Consider the following 19,636-nt stretch of genomic DNA (forward strand, 5'->3'; position numbering starts at 1 on the left):
TACATTCGTTCGCATGGCTTCGGCGCCCACGACACAGTCACTGGTGATCCTCGGTGCGACGGGCGACCTGACTGCTCGGCTGCTGCTACCCGGCCTCGGTGGCATGCTGGCCACCGGAGACGTCCAGGGTCTTGAGGTCATCGGCAGCGGCCTGGATGACTGGGACGACGAGCGCTGGCGTTCTCGGGTACGGCAGTCGTTCGCCGACTCAGGCGCGAGCGGAGCCGAGCTCGATCGGGTCGTCGCCAAGACCCGCTACGTACAGGCCGATGCCACCGACGCTGCCGACCTCGCCCAGCTACTCGACCGTTGTCACGGAGAGGTCGTCGTCTACTTCGCGTTGCCGCCGTCCGTCACCGTGAAGGTCTGCCACGCGATGGCGACCATCGACCTGGACAAGAGCACTCGGCTGGTGCTGGAGAAGCCGTTCGGTCAGGACGTCGACAGCGCAGAAGCACTCAACGAACTGGTCACCGGTCTGGTCCCGGAGGACCACGTACACCGCGTCGACCATTTCCTGGCCATGGCGACGGTCCTGAACATCCTCGGTCTGCGGTTCGCGAACCGAGTGGTCGAGCCGTTGCTCAACAACACCCACGTCGCCAGCGTTGACATCATCTTCGATGAGAGCCTCGCGCTGGAAGGCCGCGCCGGCTACTACGACAGCACCGGCGCGATGATCGACATGATCCAAAGCCATCTGCTCCAGGTATTGGCGCTGTTCGCGATGGAGCCACCCGCCACCCTCGAGTCGCGCGACGTACGCGACGCCAAGGGCCAGGTGCTGCGGGCGACGCGAGTGTGGGATGACGATCCGGTGCGTTACAGCCGGCGAGCGCGCTACACCGCAGGCGACATCGACGGACACCGCGTGCCGGCGTACGTCGACGAGGAGGGAGTCAACGGCAGCCGACGGACCGAGACCTTCGCCGAACTGGTTCTCGCCGTCGACACCTGGCGGTGGACCGGTGTGCCGTTCCGAGTCAGGTCCGGCAAGGCGCTCGGCTCTCCTCGTACCGAGATCACCGTGACGTTCAGGCCTCCCCAGCACATCCCCACACACCTGAGCGGACCGGTGCCACCCGATCGCTTCCACATCGGCATCACCCTGGACAAGAACCGATTCGGGCTCGACTTCAACATCAGCGGTGAGGGTGACCCGTTCGGCGTGGACCCCGTGAGCATGCGAGGCGAGTTCGGCAGCGGTGCGCTCCCGCCGTACGGCGACGTCCTCATGGGCGTCTTCAAGCGCGACCCGGTGCTGTCGGTTCGCGGCGACGCCGCCGTACAGTGCTGGCGCATCATCGAACCCGTCCGCGCGGCATGGGCTCAGAACGAGGTGCCGCTCACGGAATATGCCGCCGGCAGCCCGGGCCCCGACGGTTGGTCATCCACCGGGCTTCCGTGAGGCGTCGCCGGCCACCTCGGTCGCGCTCACATCGTTCTCGGGCCGCGTTCGTTCGCAACCCTCAAGTGTCACGTGACTGTAGCGACAACTCGTCGAGCAGGTTCTCGACGCGCATCTCGAGGAACGCCATCCTGTAGGCCGCTTCGAGCGGCACCTCGTACGCGTCTTCGAACGCGCGTGTGCGGGCGTTGAAGACATCCTCTTCGGGAGAGGCCTTCTCGATGTCGAGGATGTCGAGGTACTCGTCGTAGGTCGCGGTGAATGCGTCCAGCTTCGCGCTCGCTTGCGCGACGCCCGCCGGGTCGAACTTGCCCGACCTCACTGCTTCGGCCCTCACGTCCTCCCAACGCCGCGCCCCGCGATTGTTCTCAGCCATGCCGCCAGACTAGACGGATTCGACAGGTCGGGGCCGAAGATCGGCTGCATGCAGGCCGACCGAAAGCGCAGCATCGCCCCGTGACCCCCGCGCTCATACGTTGTGTCCGTGAGCATCTAGGTGCGTACGTTGTTTCGCCCTCCTTGCAAGGGAAATGGCGAATATGACGACCGGGACACCACATCAAGGACTGGTTCTCGCCGTTTGCAGGGGCGTAGCGTGCTTTGGGCGAGTCAAAGGTCTCGTCGGACCGGCATCACGACCACCACCGCAACCTCAGGCGCCGTAGACGGTGTACGTACACGTTCTCCAACCCTCTCGGCTTCGTCGGCAGTGGCATCGTTCACCCGCTCGCGGTCCCCGTTGGATGCGGCGAATGAGCGCTCTGCGCGTGCCCAAAGCGTCGAGACAGGTACATGCAGCGCGGCCGCGATTCTGCGGAGGTCTGACACCGTCAGAGGGCGTTTGCCACGCAACCGCAAACTCATGTAGCTGTAGCTGAGATCTGTCTGGCGTGCGAGCCAACGCCCGGACTGCCGCTGCCGGGCGAGGTCCTCGCGTATCTCCGCTGCTACCTGGCGCGAAAAGCCGTCGACAGGCACGGCCCGTTGGCCCACTCTCCAAACACCTCCGTAGCGCTCCCGACGCTCACACGTACATAGTGACGCGGCATGTATGGCTATGTCAGTCGATCGGTAACCCGGGTGGCGTTCCGCGCGGCGTCATGGCTCCGGCGCGCAACGAACGGAACGCCCCTCCCGGCACAGGCTTTCTGCTGTCGGTCCGTTGCTGTCAGAACGCGAAGTCATCATCACGGTCCGCATCGTCGGAACCTCTGCGTACACGCCGGCTGATGAGCGCGAGCCGCTCCTCGCCACGGCGACGCATCCGAGCGAGTTCATCGCGGTCCTCGACGCCGAAGAGAGGTACCCCTACGAGGGTCGCGGCGGTGAGGACCGTGCCGACCGCAGTCCCAGGAGAACCGGATTCGACAGCAATGACTGTTGGAGCGGAGACACCAATACGCTCAGCAAGCTCAGCGACGGTCCAGCGTCGCTGGTGACGAGCGAACCGGATCTGAGCCCCGAGCGTGTCGAGCGCGTCGCGCGCCGGAGCAGGGAGAGAGACGGAACGTCGAGCCATACCTACTCCTCGTCAATTAATCTTTATCTATCCTTGCATAAGGTCAACTATATTTGTCTTTTGATAGCAACAGCGCTCGCGCGGTGCATCGAGGTTCGGAGTCACTTTCCGAAACTCAGCAGGTCGCGGCAGAGGATCGGCCGCACCGCTTAGCGCGAGGCCGTGGCCAAGGCAGTTGAAGAGTCGGGCTGACAGGAGCCGTCGTCGCGTCCGGCTCGTACCTCGCCGTGCGCTCCTCCTCCCGGCATCATGTCCCCCGATGACAACGAGGTTGGACCCGGCGCCGCCGGGTCCAACCTCGTTGTCTTGTGTCGGGCTGACAGGATTTGAACCTGCGACCCCGTGACCCCCAGGTCGCGGCATCATGTCTCTGCCCCGAGATTCCGGGGTTCAGGGTGGTGCTGGTGGTACGCCGAACGCACCTCGAGCAACCGTTGCGCATGCCGTTGGTCCCGATTTGGTCCCGATTCTGGACGACGGCACAGTAGTCCTGAGTGCAGGCACGCGAGGACGCACGGGATGAGGTCGGGCGGTTCGACCTCGCGTCCGGCCAACGAGAGAATTCGGGGGCGAAAGTCCGATCGGACTCCGCACAAGGTGCCCGCGATTGACGGGTGATCGCTCGGATATACCGACTTCCTACCGGCTGGATGTGCACGAGTTATACGACGACGCGTGCTGTGTCGGTGAACAGGAGTAGGGTGCCGTTTCGACTCGATGGTCGTCGCGACGGGAGACTGATGTGAGCACCGATGAGTTCGTCGACTATGCCGATGACGATTCCTGGCCGTTAACGCCGAGGACGCGCTTCGTGATGTGGGTTGCGTTAGGCCACGTTGCAATGGCGATCGACTCTGACCTTGCGGACGTACGTGGCGGCCGCGAACAAGTTGAAACTGTAGCTGGCGATCCCCAGAGCATGATCCTGAACGACTTCCCGCTCGTGACGCGTGGGCAGTCGCTCGCTTGGTGGACAGAGACGATGAAGGCCGCCGACCGCATGGAGGAAGCGATGCGTACCGGCGACGATCTCGCGCCTCGCACGCCGGCGGAGGAGGCCGTTGTTCATATGGCCGAGGGCAGGGGATGGAAGGATGCGGCGCTTGATGCCATTAGCGACGACGCGACGCTTAGCGCCCGACTTGAGTCACTTCCGAACCGCTCGGACGATTATGAGTGGGGAGAGATCCTCGCCGACATCACCGGTGACGGTGACATCGAGCAGCTGTGGATGCATAGGCTGGACGGCGCGGAGAACCCTGCCGACCCTGTAAACCAGATGCTCGGCGTGGGCGACTATCGGCCAGAAGCTTGGCATCGCGTGTTCGAACGTCGTGCAGTCGAGCTCGAAGGGCCCTTCGAGGACGAGGGTCAGTAGCCGCGCTTCGTACATGTACCCGACGTACTGCCCGATCTGATCCGCGCCCAATCGCAACACCAGGTCGCCGGCCACTCCTGCCCCATCCCCTGATAGGTGCCGCTCGTAGGTCGGAGTGGAGCGGGTCAAGGGTCGAGCTTGCTCGATCACGGAGTGACGCGACGTAGGAGCGCTCTTGACGCGTGGAGCGGAGGCCGAAGAATGGACCGATCAGGGGACGGGGCTCAACGGCCAGGTCGACAAGCTCGCTCCGCCGACCATTGCCTCGCGGCTCGTGCGTTGTGAGCGCGCCGGTAGCGGTGCGTGTAGCTCCGAGCGCGAGCGGCCCGGAACGGGCCGAAGGTCCGCATGCCCGGTCGCGTGGCGCGACGGAGCGAAGCGCGCCGCGTAGCGGCGCGCGCCTTGACCCTAGAGAGCCAAACTCGGCAGTTGGCCCGCCAACAGGTGCCGACAGGTGCCGTCCTGTCTCAGCAGGTGCGTGCGGTTCTCAGAGCGGTTGGGGTCTGGATGCCGGAAGCATCGATTCAATGGCGTGAGGCGATGCTCACGTGTTAGAGGATACTTTAGCCTCGATATCTCCTAGCACTCGAGCTACCTCCGCTGATATCTCCACTTTCCGATGGGAACGCGCGAGAGCACTTATCGAGATAGTCCTGTGCGAGCTCCCATTTAGTCGATCATTTAGTCTCGAGATGATCTGCTTTGGCGGGCACGTGCGAAGCCTAAAATCGCTGTCCTTCCACCGCGTATCGAACAGTGTCTTGAAATCAGAAGTCACTTGAACCGCGTGGCGACTACCGCTCTTTTCCCATCTTAGCTGATCGTCGAGCAAACGACTAAACACGTCGTCTTCCATGTCCGCGGTTATGTCTGTCAGCCAATCCGTGACCAATTTCTCACTTGCGCCGGACAGTCGGGCAATGACGATCGGTGTTAGAAGGTAGCTCTCCAGCTCTTTCCGTTCCCAGACATGAGGATGAACCCTCGACTGCTGCAATCGGGAAATGACATCGTCACGCGCACCGTCTGGCCTATAGTCTCGATCCAAAATCACGAACGTGTCAAGGGCGTCCGGAAGGAGCGATTCGCAAATCCACCTAAACGGCTCAACCTGCCCCCAGTTGCTGTAACCCTTCAGGGGTACGATCGTCACGCCAGTCTCGCTCTCTAGGTGGCCCAGGCTGAGAGCCTTCGCGAATCGCCGCAGGACCGACATGTCCTTACCCTCCACAAACACAACCACCCGCGATTGCAATGCCTTCGCCAAGCGCAAGTTGAATGCTGTTCCGAGCGTTGTTGAGAGTCTCTCGAAATCTGCGTCAGATTTTGGCCGACTTGCACGCTTCCGCTTGCTGTCCACCATTGTGGTCAACCGCCCGTCAGACTCTGCAACCATCTCAGCGGAGTGAGTGGCAACGAGTATCTGCCTGCCGGTGGATTCGAGGAGGTGCACCAGCCGCCGTTGCAGGTCCGGATGAAGATATACCTCGGGCTCATCGAGAATAATGCTCTCATGGTTACGCACACGATGAATGTGGTACAGGAGCTGCAGCCAGACCTGGATACCGTCGCCCGCCCACACTATCTCCTTCGGCACACGGCTTCGACCTTCATAGAAGAACGCCTCGACCATCATGCCCTCATCGGATAGATGTTTTCCGAGCGTGTCGAATGATATATCGCTCATCCAAGGTCGTGCCCACGTCAAGAACTCCTCAAGTTGACCGCTTTCGTCCAAGAGGCGTAACTGATTTCGAAAGTGGCGACTGCTTAACCGGCCCGATATACTTTGCTTTACGTACCCGTCCTCCAACAGGCGCTCAGAGTGCTCGGTCGGTGTGAGGATTGGAATTACACCTAACGGAGGGAAACTGGACTTTGCTTGTGTTGGACTATTTACCGGATAAGAGTTCGCTTGAGTGAGGTAGAAGTATCCGCCTGCTTGCCCATCTGCCTCTGTCTCCTCCGGCCATACCGCAGTAAGTCGCGCCCCCGACTTCCATTCCAATTCAAGTCGCGTCTCCTCGTCGCCAAATTCGTATCTGAGGCTGTCTCTAAGCGCAGGGAATTCGCGTAGGTTAATAGGATATCCGCGAACGGTATGATTGCCATCAACAGCGGTCAGATCAGGCTTTCGGCGATGCGCGTACCGCAATAGTACGTCGACTGTGCGCAGTGCCGTCAGGATCGTAGACTTACCGGCGTTGTTTGGCCCAACCATGTAGGAACCGGTGCCAAACGAGATGCTGAAGTCCTTAAATGATCGGAAGTTCCGCAGGCGCAGCCGCTTCAGCACGTGTCCTCACCCGCTCCCCAATGAGTCAAGTTGTCGGATCGAAGGCTACTGCATTGGGGCACGGCTTGTTGCACGTTCTGCCGAACGACGAACTGCGAGACATCGTGGCGTGGCCGTAAGATGAATGGCCCGATCACGAGCACAGCCGTATCGTGGGTGTCATGCGTGGAGCGGGCGACCAGTTCAGCATCGGGGAGCGCATTGCGTTCTACCGTCGCCGGCGCGGTCTGACTCAGGGTGTCCTCGCTGGCCTGGTCGGGCGGTCGGAGGACTGGCTGAGCAAGATCGAGCGCGGGGAGCGGGACGTTCGCCGGCTCGATGTTCTGGCCGAGGTTGCGCAGGCGCTTCGGGTGACGATGGGCGACCTGCTCGGTCAGCCGGTGCTCGTTGAGGATGAACACAATGAGGATGACAACGTGCCGGCCATCCGCGATGCCCTGATGGCGCCGCGCCGGCTGTCTCGTGTGTTGTTCGGTCGCAACGAGGCTGCGCCGATCGAGGTGGGCCCGGTCCAGCGGCTAGCGGAGATGGCGTGGAGTGACTTCCAGCGCGGTCGGCTCGGCTCCACGATTTCGGCGTTGCCGTCGCTGATCGCGAGCGCACAGCAGCTCGAGGACGCGGCCGGCGATCTGGTCGACGCTCGAGCGGCGTGGGCCGTGTCAGCGCGTATTCACCACCTCGGCGCATCCACGCTGTCGAAGATTGGCGAAGCCGACCTTGCCTGGATGGCAGCTGAGCGCGCGATGCAAGCTGCCGATCAGTCCGACGATCCCAAGGTGCTCGCGTCGGCTGCTCGTGCCGGTACTCATGCGCTGCTCGCAGTCGGACGCTATGACGATGCGCTGAGTCTTGGCGCAACGGCGAGCAGCTGGCTTCGTGATCGGGTCGAGGACGACGACCCTGAAGCGCTGAGCCTGTCTGGCATGTTGCAGTTGCGTACTGCGCTCGCGGCGGCGCGGCATCAGGACCGCGGTACGCGAACTGACCTCCTGCATCAGGCATCCGCAGCAGCTGACCGTCTGGGCGAGGATGCGAACTACTGGCAGACCGGGTTCGGGCCGACGAACGTCAAGCTCCACGAATTGGCGACTGCCCTTGACCTCGGCGACGTTGCCTACGTTGTGGAGCATGGCCCAGACGTAACCGTTGACCACATGCCTGTTGAGCGTTCGGTTGCCTATCAGATCGATCTGGCCCGAGCCCTGAGCCTCGTTGCTCGTGACGATGAAGCGCTCCCCCACCTATTGGACGCCGAACGTGAAGCTCCACAACTCGTGAGGCACAGCGCGAAGGTCCGAGAGACAGTGCGCGCGATGCATCGGCGGGCACCTGTGACGGCAGGCAAGGAGTCCGCACTGCTCGGCCTCGCTGAACGCTGCAGGGCGGTTCAGTGAGTGTCGTTGGGATCGTCGCCAGCGGAGCGGGCGGCGTGGAGAAACTGCGCGTGTCGCTCGTCGCGCCGTTGCTCGAGCGCGGGCACCAGGTCTCAGTAGTCCTCACACCGACCGCTGCCGTTTGGATGGATGAGAATGGGGAGCGGGAGAAGCTTGCCGATCTGACCGGGCTTCCTGTTCGCTCACAATCACGGCTGCCAAGCGAGGCGAGCCCACATCCCAAACCTGACGTGATTGTCGCCGCTCCGGCAACGTCCAACACGGTTGCGAAACTCGCGCTCGGCATCGCCGACACTCAAGCGCTGACCGTGCTCTGCGAGAACGTCGGAACGACTCCGATGGTGGTGTTCCCACGCATCAACGCTGCCCACGCCCGCCAGCCGGCGTGGGAGTCACACCTCGAAGCACTGCGCAAGGCGGGAGTGCACCTGATTTACGGCGAGGATGTTTGGCCACTCCACGAGCCCCGAGCCGCCTCGCCACGCCGCGAACTTCCCTGGCCGCAAATCATCCAGGAGACGGAGTGCCTCTTGGCACCGGGCGCTTCCGCCACGGTTTCGGGGAAGGGCACCTCGGCCCAGCGACTCGTTGTGGCGGGACGCGCAGTCGAGGAGCCGCTATCCGTACTCATGCAGTACGCCCTTGAACACGGTCGGACGCTGAGGTCGTACGACCATGGCGGGGTCATCCACAACAACAGGGTCACGAGCGAGGACGTCGCCAAAACCCGAGTGTTTGGTTCGCGAATCTCCAATGCACAGGCCGAGTACTTCGTGAACAGGGGCATGGAGCTTGCCGAGCTCTGGGAGCGACTGCCACCCGAGAGTTCCCTTCTGGACGCCGACCCGGCCGTGACGGGTGGCCTGTATGACGCGGCCGCGGAACTCTTCAACGCCTTCGTGTGCGCTGGCATCAGATGGGGCAAGGTCTCCAAGGTTCTGCACCTGAAACGCCCCGACCTGTTTCCCGTGCTTGATTCGACCATGGCGCGCGTCTACCGATATGACGCAGAACTCGCGGCACAGGAGTACCCGCAGCGTGGAAAGCGGCGACTTTACTGGGCCGCCATCAGAAACGACCTGGCGACGAACTCAGCGGCGTTAGACGAACTGCAGCAAGCGCTCGTCAACACGCAGGGGGCCGAATCGCTCGCTGGCTTGTCACGCTTGAGGCTCCTCGACATCGCCGCATGGGCTCAGTGAGCGACCTGACCTCACCCGCCGGCTAACGGTCGCGCCCGCCCTCGTAGTACGTACCCGGACAGTTTGTCCGGGTCGTTCCTTCTTTCCGCCCTTGTCATGGATGCACGGCCCGAAACGGGCTCCAACAGGACAAGGAGACGATCATGCGTTACGCGGTTGATAGTGAGCGGCAGTCGATGGTGGCGACGGGTGTGGAGCCGTCGCCGGTGATGGTTTGGGAGGAGGTCGGCGGGAAGCGTCGTCCTTCGGAGACCGAGCAGGAGCGAGACCCGGACACGGGGATGCCGTTGTGGCAGATCGAGGTCATGTACCGCCAGCTGGTGTTCGGGCGCGAGAACACGGTGACCGCGATGGTCAAGTGCGGTGCGGTCGATGCCCCGCAGGTCGGGCAGTTCTCGCCGGTGTCGTTCAAGGGGCTGACGGTCGAGGTTCGTACCCGCGCGACGGGTGGGGCGACCGAGTACTGGGCGGCTGAGGAGTTCGTGCCCGCGGCCGGCAAGCCGTCCTCGAGCTCGACGCCGGCGGCCGGTTCGGGTAAGTCGGCCGAGAGCAAGGCGGCCTGAGTCATGTTCGGCCGTCGCCGCCATCGTCGCGGTTCGCTGGCACGTCCAGCTGTCGCGGGTGAGGTGTGCACGTGCGGTGCCCCGGCTGTGCGGGTCTTCGATGACCCCCGGCTCGGGGCACCGTTCGGTACCTGCCTCGAGCTCGACGCTGAAGCGCACAAGCGGACGGGTCCGTGCCTGTTCTGCGGTGTCTCGGGGCCGCATCGAACGGCCGGCATATGCCCCGCCTACGTGCTCCGGCCGGCGTGGGCGATCGAACCGGCACAGCGCGCGTTGGCGGCGACGGCCACCACTCACGGGAGTGATCTGCGATGACATCGACACCAACGACCACACGGCCGGCTCCGGCGGCACCCTCGAGGTTGCGGGCCGATACGGATTGGCTGGCTGCGTCGCGGGTGACCTTCGCCGAGGCCGGCGGCCTGTCCGCCAAAGGAATGCGGCAGCTGTTGCGGCTGGTCGGCCGGCTCTTGCTCAGCCTGCTGCGAACATTCGTGGCGATGCTGTGGTGTGCCTGGTACACGCCGGCGCTGCTGCGAGCACTGACGGTGTGGCGGCATGTGATGACCCGCGCGGGTATCGGGCAGATCAAGGTGATGCCGATGGCCGGCTGGGAGCCGTACCCGCAGGAGAAGCCACGCCGTGCTCCGCGGCGTTGGGGTGCGGTGTTGACTCCGACCGGGTACCGGCTCAAACTGCGACTGCGGCACGGGCAAACCTACGAAGACGTGGTGAAGGCGATTCCCGCGCTGTCGTCGTCGTTGCGCGGCAACGTCCGGGTCAGCCGCCACCGCCGGCGCACGCACCTGGTCTATGTGTGGGTGCAGAAGCGGGACCCGTTCCGCCGTGTCCGCAAACCCGTCGCCCTGTCGGCGACGAGACTGCGGGTGGGGGTCCTCGAGACTGGCCGGCCGTTCGTGCTCGATCTACGCGAGCGCCCGCATTGGCTGCTGGTCGGCGCGACCGGCTCGGGTAAGACCCGCGGCCTGGCAGCGATCCTCGCCGCCCTCGCGCCCACCGATGCGGTGGTCTGTGTGATCGATCTGAAATGGGGTGTTGCGGCCGCCTCGTATGCCGAACGCGCGTCGGTGGTCGCTGAGTCGCAGGATCAGGCTGTTGACGTGCTCGGCGACCTCCTCGCGCTGGGTGCGGCACGGGCGGAGGTGTGCAAGACGGTCGGTGTCGATTCGGTCTACGACCTCGACCGGGATGCGCGGCCGCCGGAGGTGGTGTGTGTGATCGATGAGATCGCCGAGCTCGCGATCCCACAGGAAGGCACCCGCGACGCCAAAGCACTCGCTGCCGATGGGATGTCGAAGTTGCTGCGGTGTGTGCAGCTGCTGCGCTCGTTCGGCATCCACGTGATCGTCGCCGGCCAACGGTTCTCGGTCAGCATCGCCCCGCGTGCGACCGACATTCGCGCCCAGCTATCGGGACGGGTGTGCCTGCGTGTCGAGGATGCCGAGACCGCCGATATGGCTGTCGGTGACCTGACCGATGACCGTGAACCGGTCGCGGCCGCGCTGCGGCTGCCGGTCGAACAACCCGGCTGCGGCGTCGCGTCCGGTGGCCTCGACGGGTGGCAACGCATCCGGCTTGCGCATGTCTCGCACGCGAAGCTGGCGACGGTCGCGGCCGCGAACCTCGAACGGCGTACGCCGTGGGACCGCATCGTCTCCGAGACCGCCGGCGTCCAGATACCCGCCGATGCCGGCGACCTCGAGGAAGGCCAGAACCGATGAGAGACGTTGACGGGCAGCTGGCGCTGCCGATCCTCGACCCCGACCGCAACGCCCAGTTGGCGCGCCGGATCACTACCGGCTGGCAGACACAGGCCGCGTGCGGCCAACTGGGCAAGACCTTCGACACCGCGGTCGCTACACCGCTCGAGACTCCCGCGCTCGAGACCTGCAACGGCTGCCGCGTCCGGTCCTCGTGTCGCGCGACTGCACTACTCAATGGCGAACAGGGCATCTGGGGCGGCACCACCGCAGCCGACCGGCGACGCCTCCACGGCGCCCTCGCGGTCGGCGCATCTGTCGATGCGGTGCTCCTCAAGACCATCCGTGTCCGCACCGACGACGAAGGGAGCGCGGCATGACAACCAGCGACACCGAAGCACTGTCCCGTCTCGGACAGGCCGCCGAACATGTGCGGGCGGTGGTCCATCTCCGGCCGGCGTGGGCCGACCCCGCATCGCTCTACGACGCCGCTGGCCTGCTGGACGAGCTGACCCGCACCCTGCACGCGGCGATCGGTCACGGGACGCGCAGCTGCACCCGCCTCGCCTCGTGCACCGACCTACGGGCCGACGACCCCGGCGAACCCGCCAACCCCGCGGCACTCGCGCACAGTGCGGCCCTCGCACTGGACACGGCCGGACAGGCGATACAGGCCGCGAACACCGAAATCAGTGCCGCACACGGCCATCTGTCCCGCCTCTACCTGCACACCCGGACCGATGACGGGAGGACGGTATGAGTACCCGTGAACAGATCGCCTCGTTGACGCTGACCGATGCGATCGCGCTGGCCGAGCACTACGGCGTGTGTACGCGTCCGTTGGTGCGCCGGTTGACCGACCGCGAGACCGGTGTGGTGCGGTATGTCGCGATCCCGTGCGGCTCGACCCGCGCCGAAGTCTGTGCGGCGTGTGCGGACAAGGCACGCCGGCTCCGTCAACAGCAATGCCGCGACGGCTGGCACCTCCGTGTTGAACCCGCCGGCCCGCCACGCGTGGTCGTGCCCGACCTGACCGGCTACGACCTCGCCGACGCGTACGTCGTCGCCGCCGAGGTCGTCGCCTTCGCTGCACCTCATGTCGGGCCGCTCGCCGCGTCGCCGTCCGTGGTGGTGGCCGACGAACGATACGACCCCGAAGCTCCGGCCGGCGTCGTGCTCGAGCAGCACCCGAAACCCGAAGCACTGATCGATCCGCGCTCCGAAATCAACGTGATCGTGTCCGCCGGCCCCGACCCGGAGCCCGAGCCGGACGAGGAATCCGATCAGGGGTCGAAGCGGCGGACGCGCTCGACCCGCCGGCTCGAGGGATACCCCGATCTGCCGAAGAAGGCGATGAGCGGGCGCACGGTCGGCCGCCAGCTGACCTCGCCCAGCGGGAACACCTACGCCCCGTCCACCTGGCTCACCCTCACCCTGGGGTCGTACGGGCCGGTGCACTCAGATTCCAAACATGGTTGTCGCTGCGGTGGCCGGCACCTCGGCGATGATCCGCTGATCGGGACACCGGTCGACCCGGACGAGGACTACAACTACCGCGAGGCCGCGTTGGATGCGTTGCACTTCTCCAAGCTGATCGACCGGTTCTGGCAGAACCTGCGGCGCTGCGCCGGCTGGAAAGTTCAGTACTTCGCCTGCGTCGAACCACAGAAGCGTCTCGCGCTGCACCTGCACGCCGCCGTCCGTGGTGGGATCACCGCCAGCCTGTTCGATGCCGTCGTAGCCGCGACGTATCACGCGCTGTGGTGGCCACCCCACGACGATCCCGTCTACGCCAAGGAGCATCCGCCGGTCTGGGACGAGGTCGCCGGCGGGTATGTCGACCCCGATACCGGCGTGCTGCTGCCGACCTGGGACCAGGCACTCGACCGGCTCGAGGAAGCCGACGCCGCTCCCGCGTACGTGTTGTCGTTCGGCAGCCAGAGTGATCGGCAATGGTTCCTTCCCGGCACACCCCGCACCGACAAGCGCATCGGCTATCTCACGAAGTACCTGACCAAGTCGATCGCCGAAACCTACAGCGGCGACCGCGCCAGCGACCCACAACAAGACCACCGTGACCGCCTGGTCGAAGAAGTCCGCTGGCTGCCGTGTTCGCCCGAGTGCACGAACTGGCTGCGATACGGCGTCCAGCCCAAAGACTGCGACGACGACATGGCACCCGGCGAATGTGAACGCGCCGCGCACCATCCCGACAACCTCGGCCACGGCGGCCGCCGCGTACTCGTCTCCCGCCAATGGACCGGCAAAACCCTCGACAAGCATCGTGCCGACCGTGCAGCCGTCGTCCGCGCAGTGCTCGCCGAAGCCGGCATCGAGACACCCGACCGGCAGCGCTACGCCACCTCGCAGACCCTCGAGGACGGCACACCCCGCTACGACTGGGAACGCGTCGACCTCGAAGACCCCGATGGTGTCGACGCGCTCAACACCGCCTTTCGGCAATCCATCATCGAACGCATCAAACGACGCAACCAATACGAAGCGGCTAAGCGAGCTCGCACGGACCGCGACGGGCCACCTCACGATCATTCGGCAATTCGGCAACGGACCGCCATCGTGGCGGCATGACAGAAGGGTGTGATCAGGATGGAAGTGCAACGCGTAGGTCGGCTATTGACGACGGCAGAAGCGGCGAAGCGCCTTCGGGTGCATGTGGCGACGATGCGGCGGTGGCGGCTGGATGATGTCGGTCCGCGGTTCCTGAACGTCGGGAGCGTGTATCGCTATCCCGAGGAGTACCTCGAGGCGTGGATCACCGAGAAGCTCGCTGAACAGGCCGCGGCATGAGCAAGCCGGAGAAGTTGCCGCCGCTCGGCGTCCGGCTGACGATCGATGTCGAGGAGGTCGAGCGGAAGAACGGCATCGCATACAGCACGCGTGTTCGTTGGACTCATCCGTTGACCGGGCATCGCGAGGGCGTGAAGCGTATTCATCATTCGCGTGAGGCGGCTGATGGCTGGCTCGAGCGGATGAGCGGTGCGGCCGCGACAGGTGTCGATCCTGGCCAGACCCTCGAGACCTACCTCGTCTCGATCGGTGATCGGTGGTCGCGGGCGATCGATGGGAGCTCGACGTACGAGCAGTACTCGGCCGGCCTCCGGCATCGGGTACTCCCGGCTCTGGGGCATCTACCGGTCGCCATGATCACGGCCGGCCTGGTGGATCGCGCGATCGATGACTGGGAGACCCGGTACGGGCGCTCGATCATCAAGAACTCGACGGCCGCGCTGGTCCTGGTGCTCGATGAGGCGGTACGCGACGGGATCATCGCGCGGAACCCGGCAAAGGATCGCGCTCGTCGCACGGTCGTCGGCAAGGCCGGCGCTCACCCGGACCAGGAGCCGGCGAATCCGCGAGAGCTCGCGCTACCTGACGTCGCAACGCTCAACCAGTTGGTGGCCGAGCTCGTGACGGCGGGCCGTCATCAGTCGTGGGGCGACATGGCGATGGTGCTTGCCACAACTGCGATGCGGATCAGTGAGGCGGCCGGCCTGCGGGTCGGGGACGTCGACCTCGAGAACGGCCTCATTCATGTCGTTCGGCAAACGTATCCCGGTCGAGGCGGGCTCGTGACAAAGACGACCAAGGGCCGGCGGCGTCGTGATGTGCCGATCATCGATGCGCTCGGGCCGACACTGGTACGGCTGACCACCGGGCGTTCGGCAGACGATCGGCTGCTGCGTGGGCCTCGAGGCGGTGTCATCACGACCGCGACCCTGCGCGACGCGACCGGCTGGGACGCCGTTGTGACAAGGCTCGGTTATCCGACCTTGGTGCGGCACGGTCTGCGGCACACCGCCTTGACCTGGATGGCCGATGCGGGGATCGAGCTGCACATGCTGCAGCGGGTGGCCGGCCATCAGGACCCGGCCGTCACGGCGCGATATCTGCATCCCGATCACGAGTCGATGAAGGCTGCCGGGTCGGCGTTTTCGGCCTGGTGGTCCCGATCTGGTCCCGAATCGCCGCACCTTCGCGTGGTGGGCGGCAACGGCAAGACCGCATGATCTGTGCCGTGACCTGGGGCGATGCCCCAAAAATGTGTGGTCGGGCTGACAGGATTTGAACCTGCGACCCCGTGACCCCCAGTCACGTGCGCTACCAAACTGCGCCACAGCCCGATGGATCGCCTTCAGGCGAACCGAGAGAACACTATCGCAGCGTCGTACGCGCCCGAACAACGGCTGGCGCGGATCAGGCGGCGTAGCGGAAGAGGTCGAGCTCGAGCGGCGTGGTCGTGGATTCGGTCACGTGATAGAAGCGGGATCGAGGTGATCGCCACACCCAGGTGCCGACGGCGGGCGAGATCACGGTCCAGCCGCCGAACGTCTTGGCGCGATGGTGGTGTTTGCATAATCGGTGTCCGTTGCGGGCATCCGTCGGCCCACGGGCGTGGTAGTCGACGATGTGGTCGTATTCGCCTCGCCATGCGGAGCTCGTGCAGTACGGGAAGGTGCAATAGCCGTGATTCGCGAGTGCCGTTTGCTCTTTCAGCTTTGGCGGCGCGACGTAACCGGTGTACGTGACGTTCTGGCGCAAGTCGATGACTGGCTTGATCGTGACGTACGAATGCCCGAGGATTCCCATCGCCTCGCTGCGAGTGATCGGACCGTGCCCGTCGAGCAACCAGGTGCCCGATGCGGCGTCGAGGTGTACGTAGAGCACGGTCTTGGGCAGCCGCGGCGAAGGCCGCGAGGGAATATCGGCGACGGGCTCCGATGGCGCATCGTCGGCCTGCGATGAGCGCTGACGCAGGCGCGTGACCTGCTCGGATAGCTCATCGACCTGCTCATGGTCGGCGAGCATGATCAATGCAACCGAACGCCGAACGTCCATGGACCGTCGCTCAGCACCATTCGCGGAGTCGATCTCGCCCAGCCAGCCTGCGATCTCATCGATGCGGGCGAGCAGCCGCCGTCCACCGCCGCTGGAGACCGTGCCCGAGATCTCATCGACGCCGACGCCGCCCGGGCGGATCCGGACAAAGCGATTCTTGCGGTTCTCTTCGGCTTCGTCTTCCGCCTGCGCTTCGTCTTCGACGTAGGCGATCTGATGAATCACCTGCTGGACCCGTGCCCGCGACATTCGAGCCACGACGGGCGCGCCGTCGGCGCCGGCTTGGCTGAGCCGCTCGTCGACCGCGGCCGCCTGCTCGACAGACAGCTCCCTGGTGCCACCGGCGACACGACGTACCCGCCAGGTATCGACCTCACCATTGCGCAGGCACGCGAACAGCAACGGCAGCCGATGGCGCAGATCGAGGATGTCGGCAACCAGGCTCGCCGCCGAGCGGTTTGCCATGCCCAGCGAGGCCGCGAGCTCGCACACGGCGAACTCGGGAATGTCGGGAGTGCCATCACCGCCGTACGGGTGCACCCGCTCCGCCCCGCACAGCCGCAGCACGTTCGGATCGGCCGCACACTCGTCCAGAAACTCCAAGAGATACAGGAACTGCTCCGCCTCCATCGACGCGAGCGACCGCTTCACCGACATGGCACGTTCAAGCGCATCATCATCTGCGATGCCCGGCAGCGATAGAACAGCCATGCGATAAGCGTCTCATGCGCCACTGACAGAACCCGTCTCGAACGTCAGGGCCCTTGCACCACAACGTTGCCCCTTCGCCAGCCAGTACGAAAGGATGCGTGAATGGACTCGCTGCCTGAACCCGAGTGGCCGGTCGTCGCGTTGGCCGCGATCTCCCTGTTCGACGCGATCATCTGCCTCGGCCCGGTGCCGTTCGTACGCAACTGTCTGGAGGCGGTCCACTTCCCGCGGCGCTACTGGGGTCTGCTCACGCCGATCAAGGTCGCCGCTGCGGCCGGGCTCGTACTCGGCGTCTGGGTGCCGTACCTCGCCTTCGTCACCTGTGTCGCATTGGTCGCGTACTTCGTCATCGCGATCTCGATGCACGTTCGTGCCCGCGACTTCACGTCTCGGTTGTTCGTCAACGCAACCGGCATGCTCGTACTGTCACTCGCCGTCGGCTACGTCTGCCTCTGACTCCGAGACGTACGAAGGCCGCTACCGTGCGCGTCGCTTGCGTGGCCGCTGCGTGAGGTGCACGGGCGATCCTGCGAAGCCGAAGTCCTCGCGAAGCCGACGCTCGATGAAGCGGAGGTACTGGTCCTCCAGCTTGCCGGAGGTGAACAGGATGAACTCGGGCGGAGCCGTCGAGCTCTGCGTACCGAACATGATCTTCGGCTGCTTGCCGCCGCGCACGGGGTGTGGGTGCTCGGCGACGAGCCGGCCGAGGAATGCGTTCAACGCACCCGTCGGTACGCGCGTCTCCCAGCCTTCCAGCGCGGTGTCGAGTGCGCGGGCAAGCCGGTCTATGTGCCAGCCGGTACGTGCGGCGACGTTGATCCGCGGCGCCCACTGCACGCGTACGAGCTCGCGCTCGATCTCCTTGTCGAGGTAGTAGCGACGCTCCTCGTCGACGAGATCCCATTTGTTGAAGGCGATCACGAGCGCCCTGCCCGCCTCGGCGACCGTCGAGATGATCCGGGTGTCCTGCTCGCTGAGCGGCTGGCTCGCGTCGATGAGCACCACGGCGACCTCGGCGCGGTCGATCGCGGAGTTGGTACGAAGGCTCGCGTAGTACTCGTGCCCCGATGCTTCCTTGACCCGTCGCCGGATGCCCGCAGTGTCGATGAAGTGCCAGGTTCGGTCGGCGAACTCGACCAGCTCATCGACCGGATCGACCGTCGTACCCGCGACGTCGTCGACGACCGAGCGTACGGACCCGGCGACGCGGTTCAGCAGGCTCGACTTGCCGACGTTCGGCTTGCCGACGAGTGCGACCCGGCGCGGGCCGGTGTGCTCCTCGAAGTCCTCCTCCGGCGCGGGCGGGAGCGCGTCGAGAATGACGTCGAGCAGGTCGCCGCTCCCCCGGCCGTGCAGCGCGGAGACCGGATAGGGCTCGCCGAGCCCGAGGTTCCACAGAGCCGCAGCCTCGGCTTCGGTGCGCTGGTCGTCGACCTTGTTGGCGGCGAGCACGACCGGTCGCCCGGACTTGCGCAGGATCCGTACGACTGCCTCGTCGTCGTCGGTGATGCCGATAGTCGCGTCGACGACGAAGAGCACGGCGTCCGCGGCCTGCACGGCGATCTCGGCCTGCTCGGCGATACGTTCGGCGAAGCCCTGCGCGTCGGGGTCCCAGCCGCCGGTGTCGACGACCGTGAATGCGCGGCCGTTCCAGACCGCGTCGTACGAGATGCGGTCACGGGTGACTCCGGGAGTGTCTTCGACGACCGCGGCGCGTCGGCCGAGCATCCGGTTGACCAGTGTCGACTTTCCGACGTTGGGTCGGCCGACGACCGCGAGAACGGGCACCGTCCTGGTCGGTCCAGTGGTGGTCAACTGTCCTCCTGGGGGTCATCGGCGAGCCCGACCATATCGGCCTCCTTGGCCTCTTCATCGGCCGCCGGGCCGGGCAGCTGCTGCCCGGATATGTCGAGTGCGTGCTCGAGGTTCGCGACGAGCTCGCGTTGAAGCGAACGCGTCAGCTGCTCGACGGATTCCCGAGTCCGGGGCCAGCTTGTGGCGTTCACCGCGATCGGCTCACCGTAGACGATGTCGATGCGGCGTCCGCGCGGCGGGATCCGCGATACGGACTCCCCTCGTACGCGCGTACCGAGAAGCGCGACGGGCACCACCGGCGCACCCGTCACGAGCGCGAGGTACGCGAGCCCACGCTTCATCTTGCGAAGCTCGCCGTCACCGCGCGTACCCTCCGGATAGATCGTGACGACGCGGTCGTCACGCAGAGCCCGAATGGCGCGCCGGATGGCGCGTACGTCGATCGTCGCGCGCTCCACCGGGATCTGCCCGACGGCATGGAGCAGCAGACCGAGCTGTCCGGCGAACATCTCGTGCTTGACCAAGGCATGAACCGGCCTGGGAGCCAGCCCCACCATCAGCGGCCCGTCGAGCCAGCCGACGTGATTACACGCAAGTAGCGCCCGGCCGCGACTCGGCACATGGTGCTCGCCGTGGGTGTGGATGTCCCACCACCACCTCATCGCCGCGCCGCCGGGCTTGCGGAGCGTCACCTGCGTCCGGTGCGCGATCGGGCGCAGGTCTCGGGTACGCGGGGGCTCGTTGTGCTCCAGGGTGTTCACCCGACTCGCAC

18 protein-coding genes and 1 tRNA gene are annotated in these 19,636 nt (G+C 65.3%); 12 read left to right on the top strand and 7 right to left on the bottom strand.

What is annotated here, in order from left to right; all coding sequences use genetic code 11:
• Nucleotides 1–13 precede the first annotated feature (13 nt).
• On the top strand, nt 14–1,408 hold the full coding sequence (locus MU582_11965; protein ID UPK73163.1) for a glucose-6-phosphate dehydrogenase: 1,395 nt from the start codon (nt 14–16) through the stop codon (nt 1,406–1,408).
• A gap of 61 nt (nt 1,409–1,469) precedes the next feature.
• On the opposite strand, the gene MU582_11970 is transcribed toward MU582_11965, so the two are convergent.
• Entirely contained in the window at nt 1,470–1,784 is a 315-nt protein-coding gene (locus MU582_11970) for a hypothetical protein (GenBank protein UPK73164.1), read from the bottom strand.
• 792 nt (nt 1,785–2,576) lie between these two features.
• Nucleotides 2,577–2,927 (bottom strand): helix-turn-helix domain-containing protein, encoded by a 351-nt coding sequence (locus MU582_11975; protein UPK73165.1) that lies wholly within the window; start codon nt 2,925–2,927, stop codon nt 2,577–2,579.
• Nucleotides 2,928–3,669: 742 nt separating this feature from the next.
• On the opposite strand from MU582_11975, the gene MU582_11980 reads away from it, so the two are divergent.
• Entirely contained in the window at nt 3,670–4,305 is a 636-nt protein-coding gene (locus tag MU582_11980) for a hypothetical protein (GenBank protein ID UPK73166.1), read from the top strand.
• A 544-nt stretch (nt 4,306–4,849) separates the two neighbouring features.
• On the opposite strand, the gene MU582_11985 is transcribed toward MU582_11980, so the two are convergent.
• The gene (locus MU582_11985; protein ID UPK77160.1) at nt 4,850–6,526 is read right to left on the bottom strand and encodes an AAA family ATPase; all 1,677 of its coding nucleotides are present in this window, start codon (nt 6,524–6,526) and stop codon (nt 4,850–4,852) included.
• Between the two features lie 236 nt (nt 6,527–6,762).
• Here MU582_11985 and MU582_11990 point away from each other — a divergent pair, with 236 nt between their 5' ends.
• The 9 genes from MU582_11990 to MU582_12030 all read left to right on the top strand — a co-directional run bounded on the left by MU582_11990 (nt 6,763) and on the right by MU582_12030 (nt 15,509).
• Nucleotides 6,763–7,995: a helix-turn-helix domain-containing protein gene (locus MU582_11990; GenBank protein ID UPK73167.1), complete on the top strand. Its 1,233-nt coding sequence runs from the start codon at nt 6,763–6,765 to the stop codon at nt 7,993–7,995.
• A gap of 35 nt (nt 7,996–8,030) precedes the next feature.
• Nucleotides 8,031–9,197 (top strand): flavoprotein, encoded by a 1,167-nt coding sequence (locus MU582_11995; GenBank protein ID UPK73168.1) that lies wholly within the window; start codon nt 8,031–8,033, stop codon nt 9,195–9,197.
• A 143-nt stretch (nt 9,198–9,340) separates the two neighbouring features.
• Nucleotides 9,341–9,760: a hypothetical protein gene (locus tag MU582_12000; GenBank protein UPK73169.1), complete on the top strand. Its 420-nt coding sequence runs from the start codon at nt 9,341–9,343 to the stop codon at nt 9,758–9,760.
• Between the two features lie 311 nt (nt 9,761–10,071).
• Nucleotides 10,072–11,502 (top strand): hypothetical protein, encoded by a 1,431-nt coding sequence (locus MU582_12005; protein UPK73170.1) that lies wholly within the window; start codon nt 10,072–10,074, stop codon nt 11,500–11,502.
• The gene (locus MU582_12010) at nt 11,499–11,861 is read left to right on the top strand and encodes a WhiB family transcriptional regulator (protein UPK73171.1); all 363 of its coding nucleotides are present in this window, start codon (nt 11,499–11,501) and stop codon (nt 11,859–11,861) included. The genes MU582_12005 and MU582_12010 overlap by 4 nt, the downstream gene beginning before the upstream one ends.
• Nucleotides 11,858–12,241, top strand: coding sequence for a hypothetical protein (locus MU582_12015; protein ID UPK73172.1), 384 nt, complete (start codon nt 11,858–11,860; stop codon nt 12,239–12,241). Before MU582_12010 ends, MU582_12015 begins: the two co-directional genes overlap by 4 nt.
• Nucleotides 12,238–14,070 (top strand): replication initiation protein, encoded by a 1,833-nt coding sequence (locus MU582_12020; protein UPK73173.1) that lies wholly within the window; start codon nt 12,238–12,240, stop codon nt 14,068–14,070. Before MU582_12015 ends, MU582_12020 begins: the two co-directional genes overlap by 4 nt.
• 18 nt (nt 14,071–14,088) lie before the next feature.
• Complete coding sequence (locus MU582_12025) at nt 14,089–14,289, top strand: helix-turn-helix domain-containing protein (GenBank protein ID UPK73174.1); 201 nt, start codon at nt 14,089–14,091, stop codon at nt 14,287–14,289.
• Nucleotides 14,286–15,509 (top strand): site-specific integrase, encoded by a 1,224-nt coding sequence (locus tag MU582_12030; protein UPK73175.1) that lies wholly within the window; start codon nt 14,286–14,288, stop codon nt 15,507–15,509. Before MU582_12025 ends, MU582_12030 begins: the two co-directional genes overlap by 4 nt.
• A 37-nt stretch (nt 15,510–15,546) precedes the next feature.
• On the opposite strand, the gene MU582_12035 is transcribed toward MU582_12030, so the two are convergent.
• Both MU582_12035 and MU582_12040 read right to left on the bottom strand, forming a co-directional pair.
• Nucleotides 15,547–15,623: transfer RNA gene (locus MU582_12035), tRNA-Pro, on the bottom strand.
• Nucleotides 15,624–15,696: 73 nt separating this feature from the next.
• Complete coding sequence (locus MU582_12040; GenBank protein UPK73176.1) at nt 15,697–17,049, bottom strand: HNH endonuclease; 1,353 nt, start codon at nt 17,047–17,049, stop codon at nt 15,697–15,699.
• A 102-nt stretch (nt 17,050–17,151) separates the two neighbouring features.
• On the opposite strand from MU582_12040, the gene MU582_12045 reads away from it, so the two are divergent.
• Nucleotides 17,152–17,505, top strand: coding sequence for a DoxX family protein (locus tag MU582_12045; protein ID UPK73177.1), 354 nt, complete (start codon nt 17,152–17,154; stop codon nt 17,503–17,505).
• Between the two features lie 21 nt (nt 17,506–17,526).
• Here the strand turns inward: MU582_12045 and der are convergent, their stop codons facing one another.
• Both der and MU582_12055 read right to left on the bottom strand, forming a co-directional pair.
• A complete protein-coding gene (gene der / locus MU582_12050) occupies nt 17,527–18,864 on the bottom strand; it encodes a ribosome biogenesis GTPase Der (GenBank protein UPK73178.1) in 1,338 nt (445 codons plus the stop codon).
• The gene (locus tag MU582_12055) at nt 18,861–19,625 is read right to left on the bottom strand and encodes a 1-acyl-sn-glycerol-3-phosphate acyltransferase (GenBank protein ID UPK73179.1); all 765 of its coding nucleotides are present in this window, start codon (nt 19,623–19,625) and stop codon (nt 18,861–18,863) included. The genes der and MU582_12055 overlap by 4 nt, the downstream gene beginning before the upstream one ends.
• Nucleotides 19,626–19,636: the final 11 nt, after the last annotated feature.

The sequence above is a fragment of the Nocardioidaceae bacterium SCSIO 66511 genome, assembly GCA_023100825.1.
In the GTDB taxonomy this organism is placed as follows: domain Bacteria; phylum Actinomycetota; class Actinomycetes; order Propionibacteriales; family Nocardioidaceae; genus Solicola.

Bases quoted from the DNA above. Each gene is read 5' to 3' on its own strand.
- MU582_11970 (UPK73164.1), bottom strand. From the start codon at position 1,784: ATGGCTGAGAACAATCGCGGGGCGCGGCGTTGGGAGGACGTGAGGGCC.
- MU582_12045 (UPK73177.1), top strand. From the start codon at position 17,152: ATGGACTCGCTGCCTGAACCCGAGTGGCCGGTCGTCGCGTTGGCCGCG.
- MU582_12010 (UPK73171.1), top strand. From the start codon at position 11,499: ATGAGAGACGTTGACGGGCAGCTGGCGCTGCCGATCCTCGACCCCGAC.
- MU582_12040 (UPK73176.1), bottom strand. From the start codon at position 17,049: ATGGCTGTTCTATCGCTGCCGGGCATCGCAGATGATGATGCGCTTGAA.
- MU582_11975 (UPK73165.1), bottom strand. From the start codon at position 2,927: ATGGCTCGACGTTCCGTCTCTCTCCCTGCTCCGGCGCGCGACGCGCTC.
- MU582_12030 (UPK73175.1), top strand. From the start codon at position 14,286: ATGAGCAAGCCGGAGAAGTTGCCGCCGCTCGGCGTCCGGCTGACGATC.
- MU582_12000 (UPK73169.1), top strand. From the start codon at position 9,341: ATGCGTTACGCGGTTGATAGTGAGCGGCAGTCGATGGTGGCGACGGGT.
- MU582_12020 (UPK73173.1), top strand. From the start codon at position 12,238: ATGAGTACCCGTGAACAGATCGCCTCGTTGACGCTGACCGATGCGATC.
- MU582_11990 (UPK73167.1), top strand. From the start codon at position 6,763: ATGCGTGGAGCGGGCGACCAGTTCAGCATCGGGGAGCGCATTGCGTTC.
- MU582_12015 (UPK73172.1), top strand. From the start codon at position 11,858: ATGACAACCAGCGACACCGAAGCACTGTCCCGTCTCGGACAGGCCGCC.
- MU582_12005 (UPK73170.1), top strand. From the start codon at position 10,072: ATGACATCGACACCAACGACCACACGGCCGGCTCCGGCGGCACCCTCG.
- MU582_11965 (UPK73163.1), top strand. From the start codon at position 14: ATGGCTTCGGCGCCCACGACACAGTCACTGGTGATCCTCGGTGCGACG.
- MU582_12025 (UPK73174.1), top strand. From the start codon at position 14,089: ATGGAAGTGCAACGCGTAGGTCGGCTATTGACGACGGCAGAAGCGGCG.
- MU582_11985 (UPK77160.1), bottom strand. From the start codon at position 6,526: ATGGTTGGGCCAAACAACGCCGGTAAGTCTACGATCCTGACGGCACTG.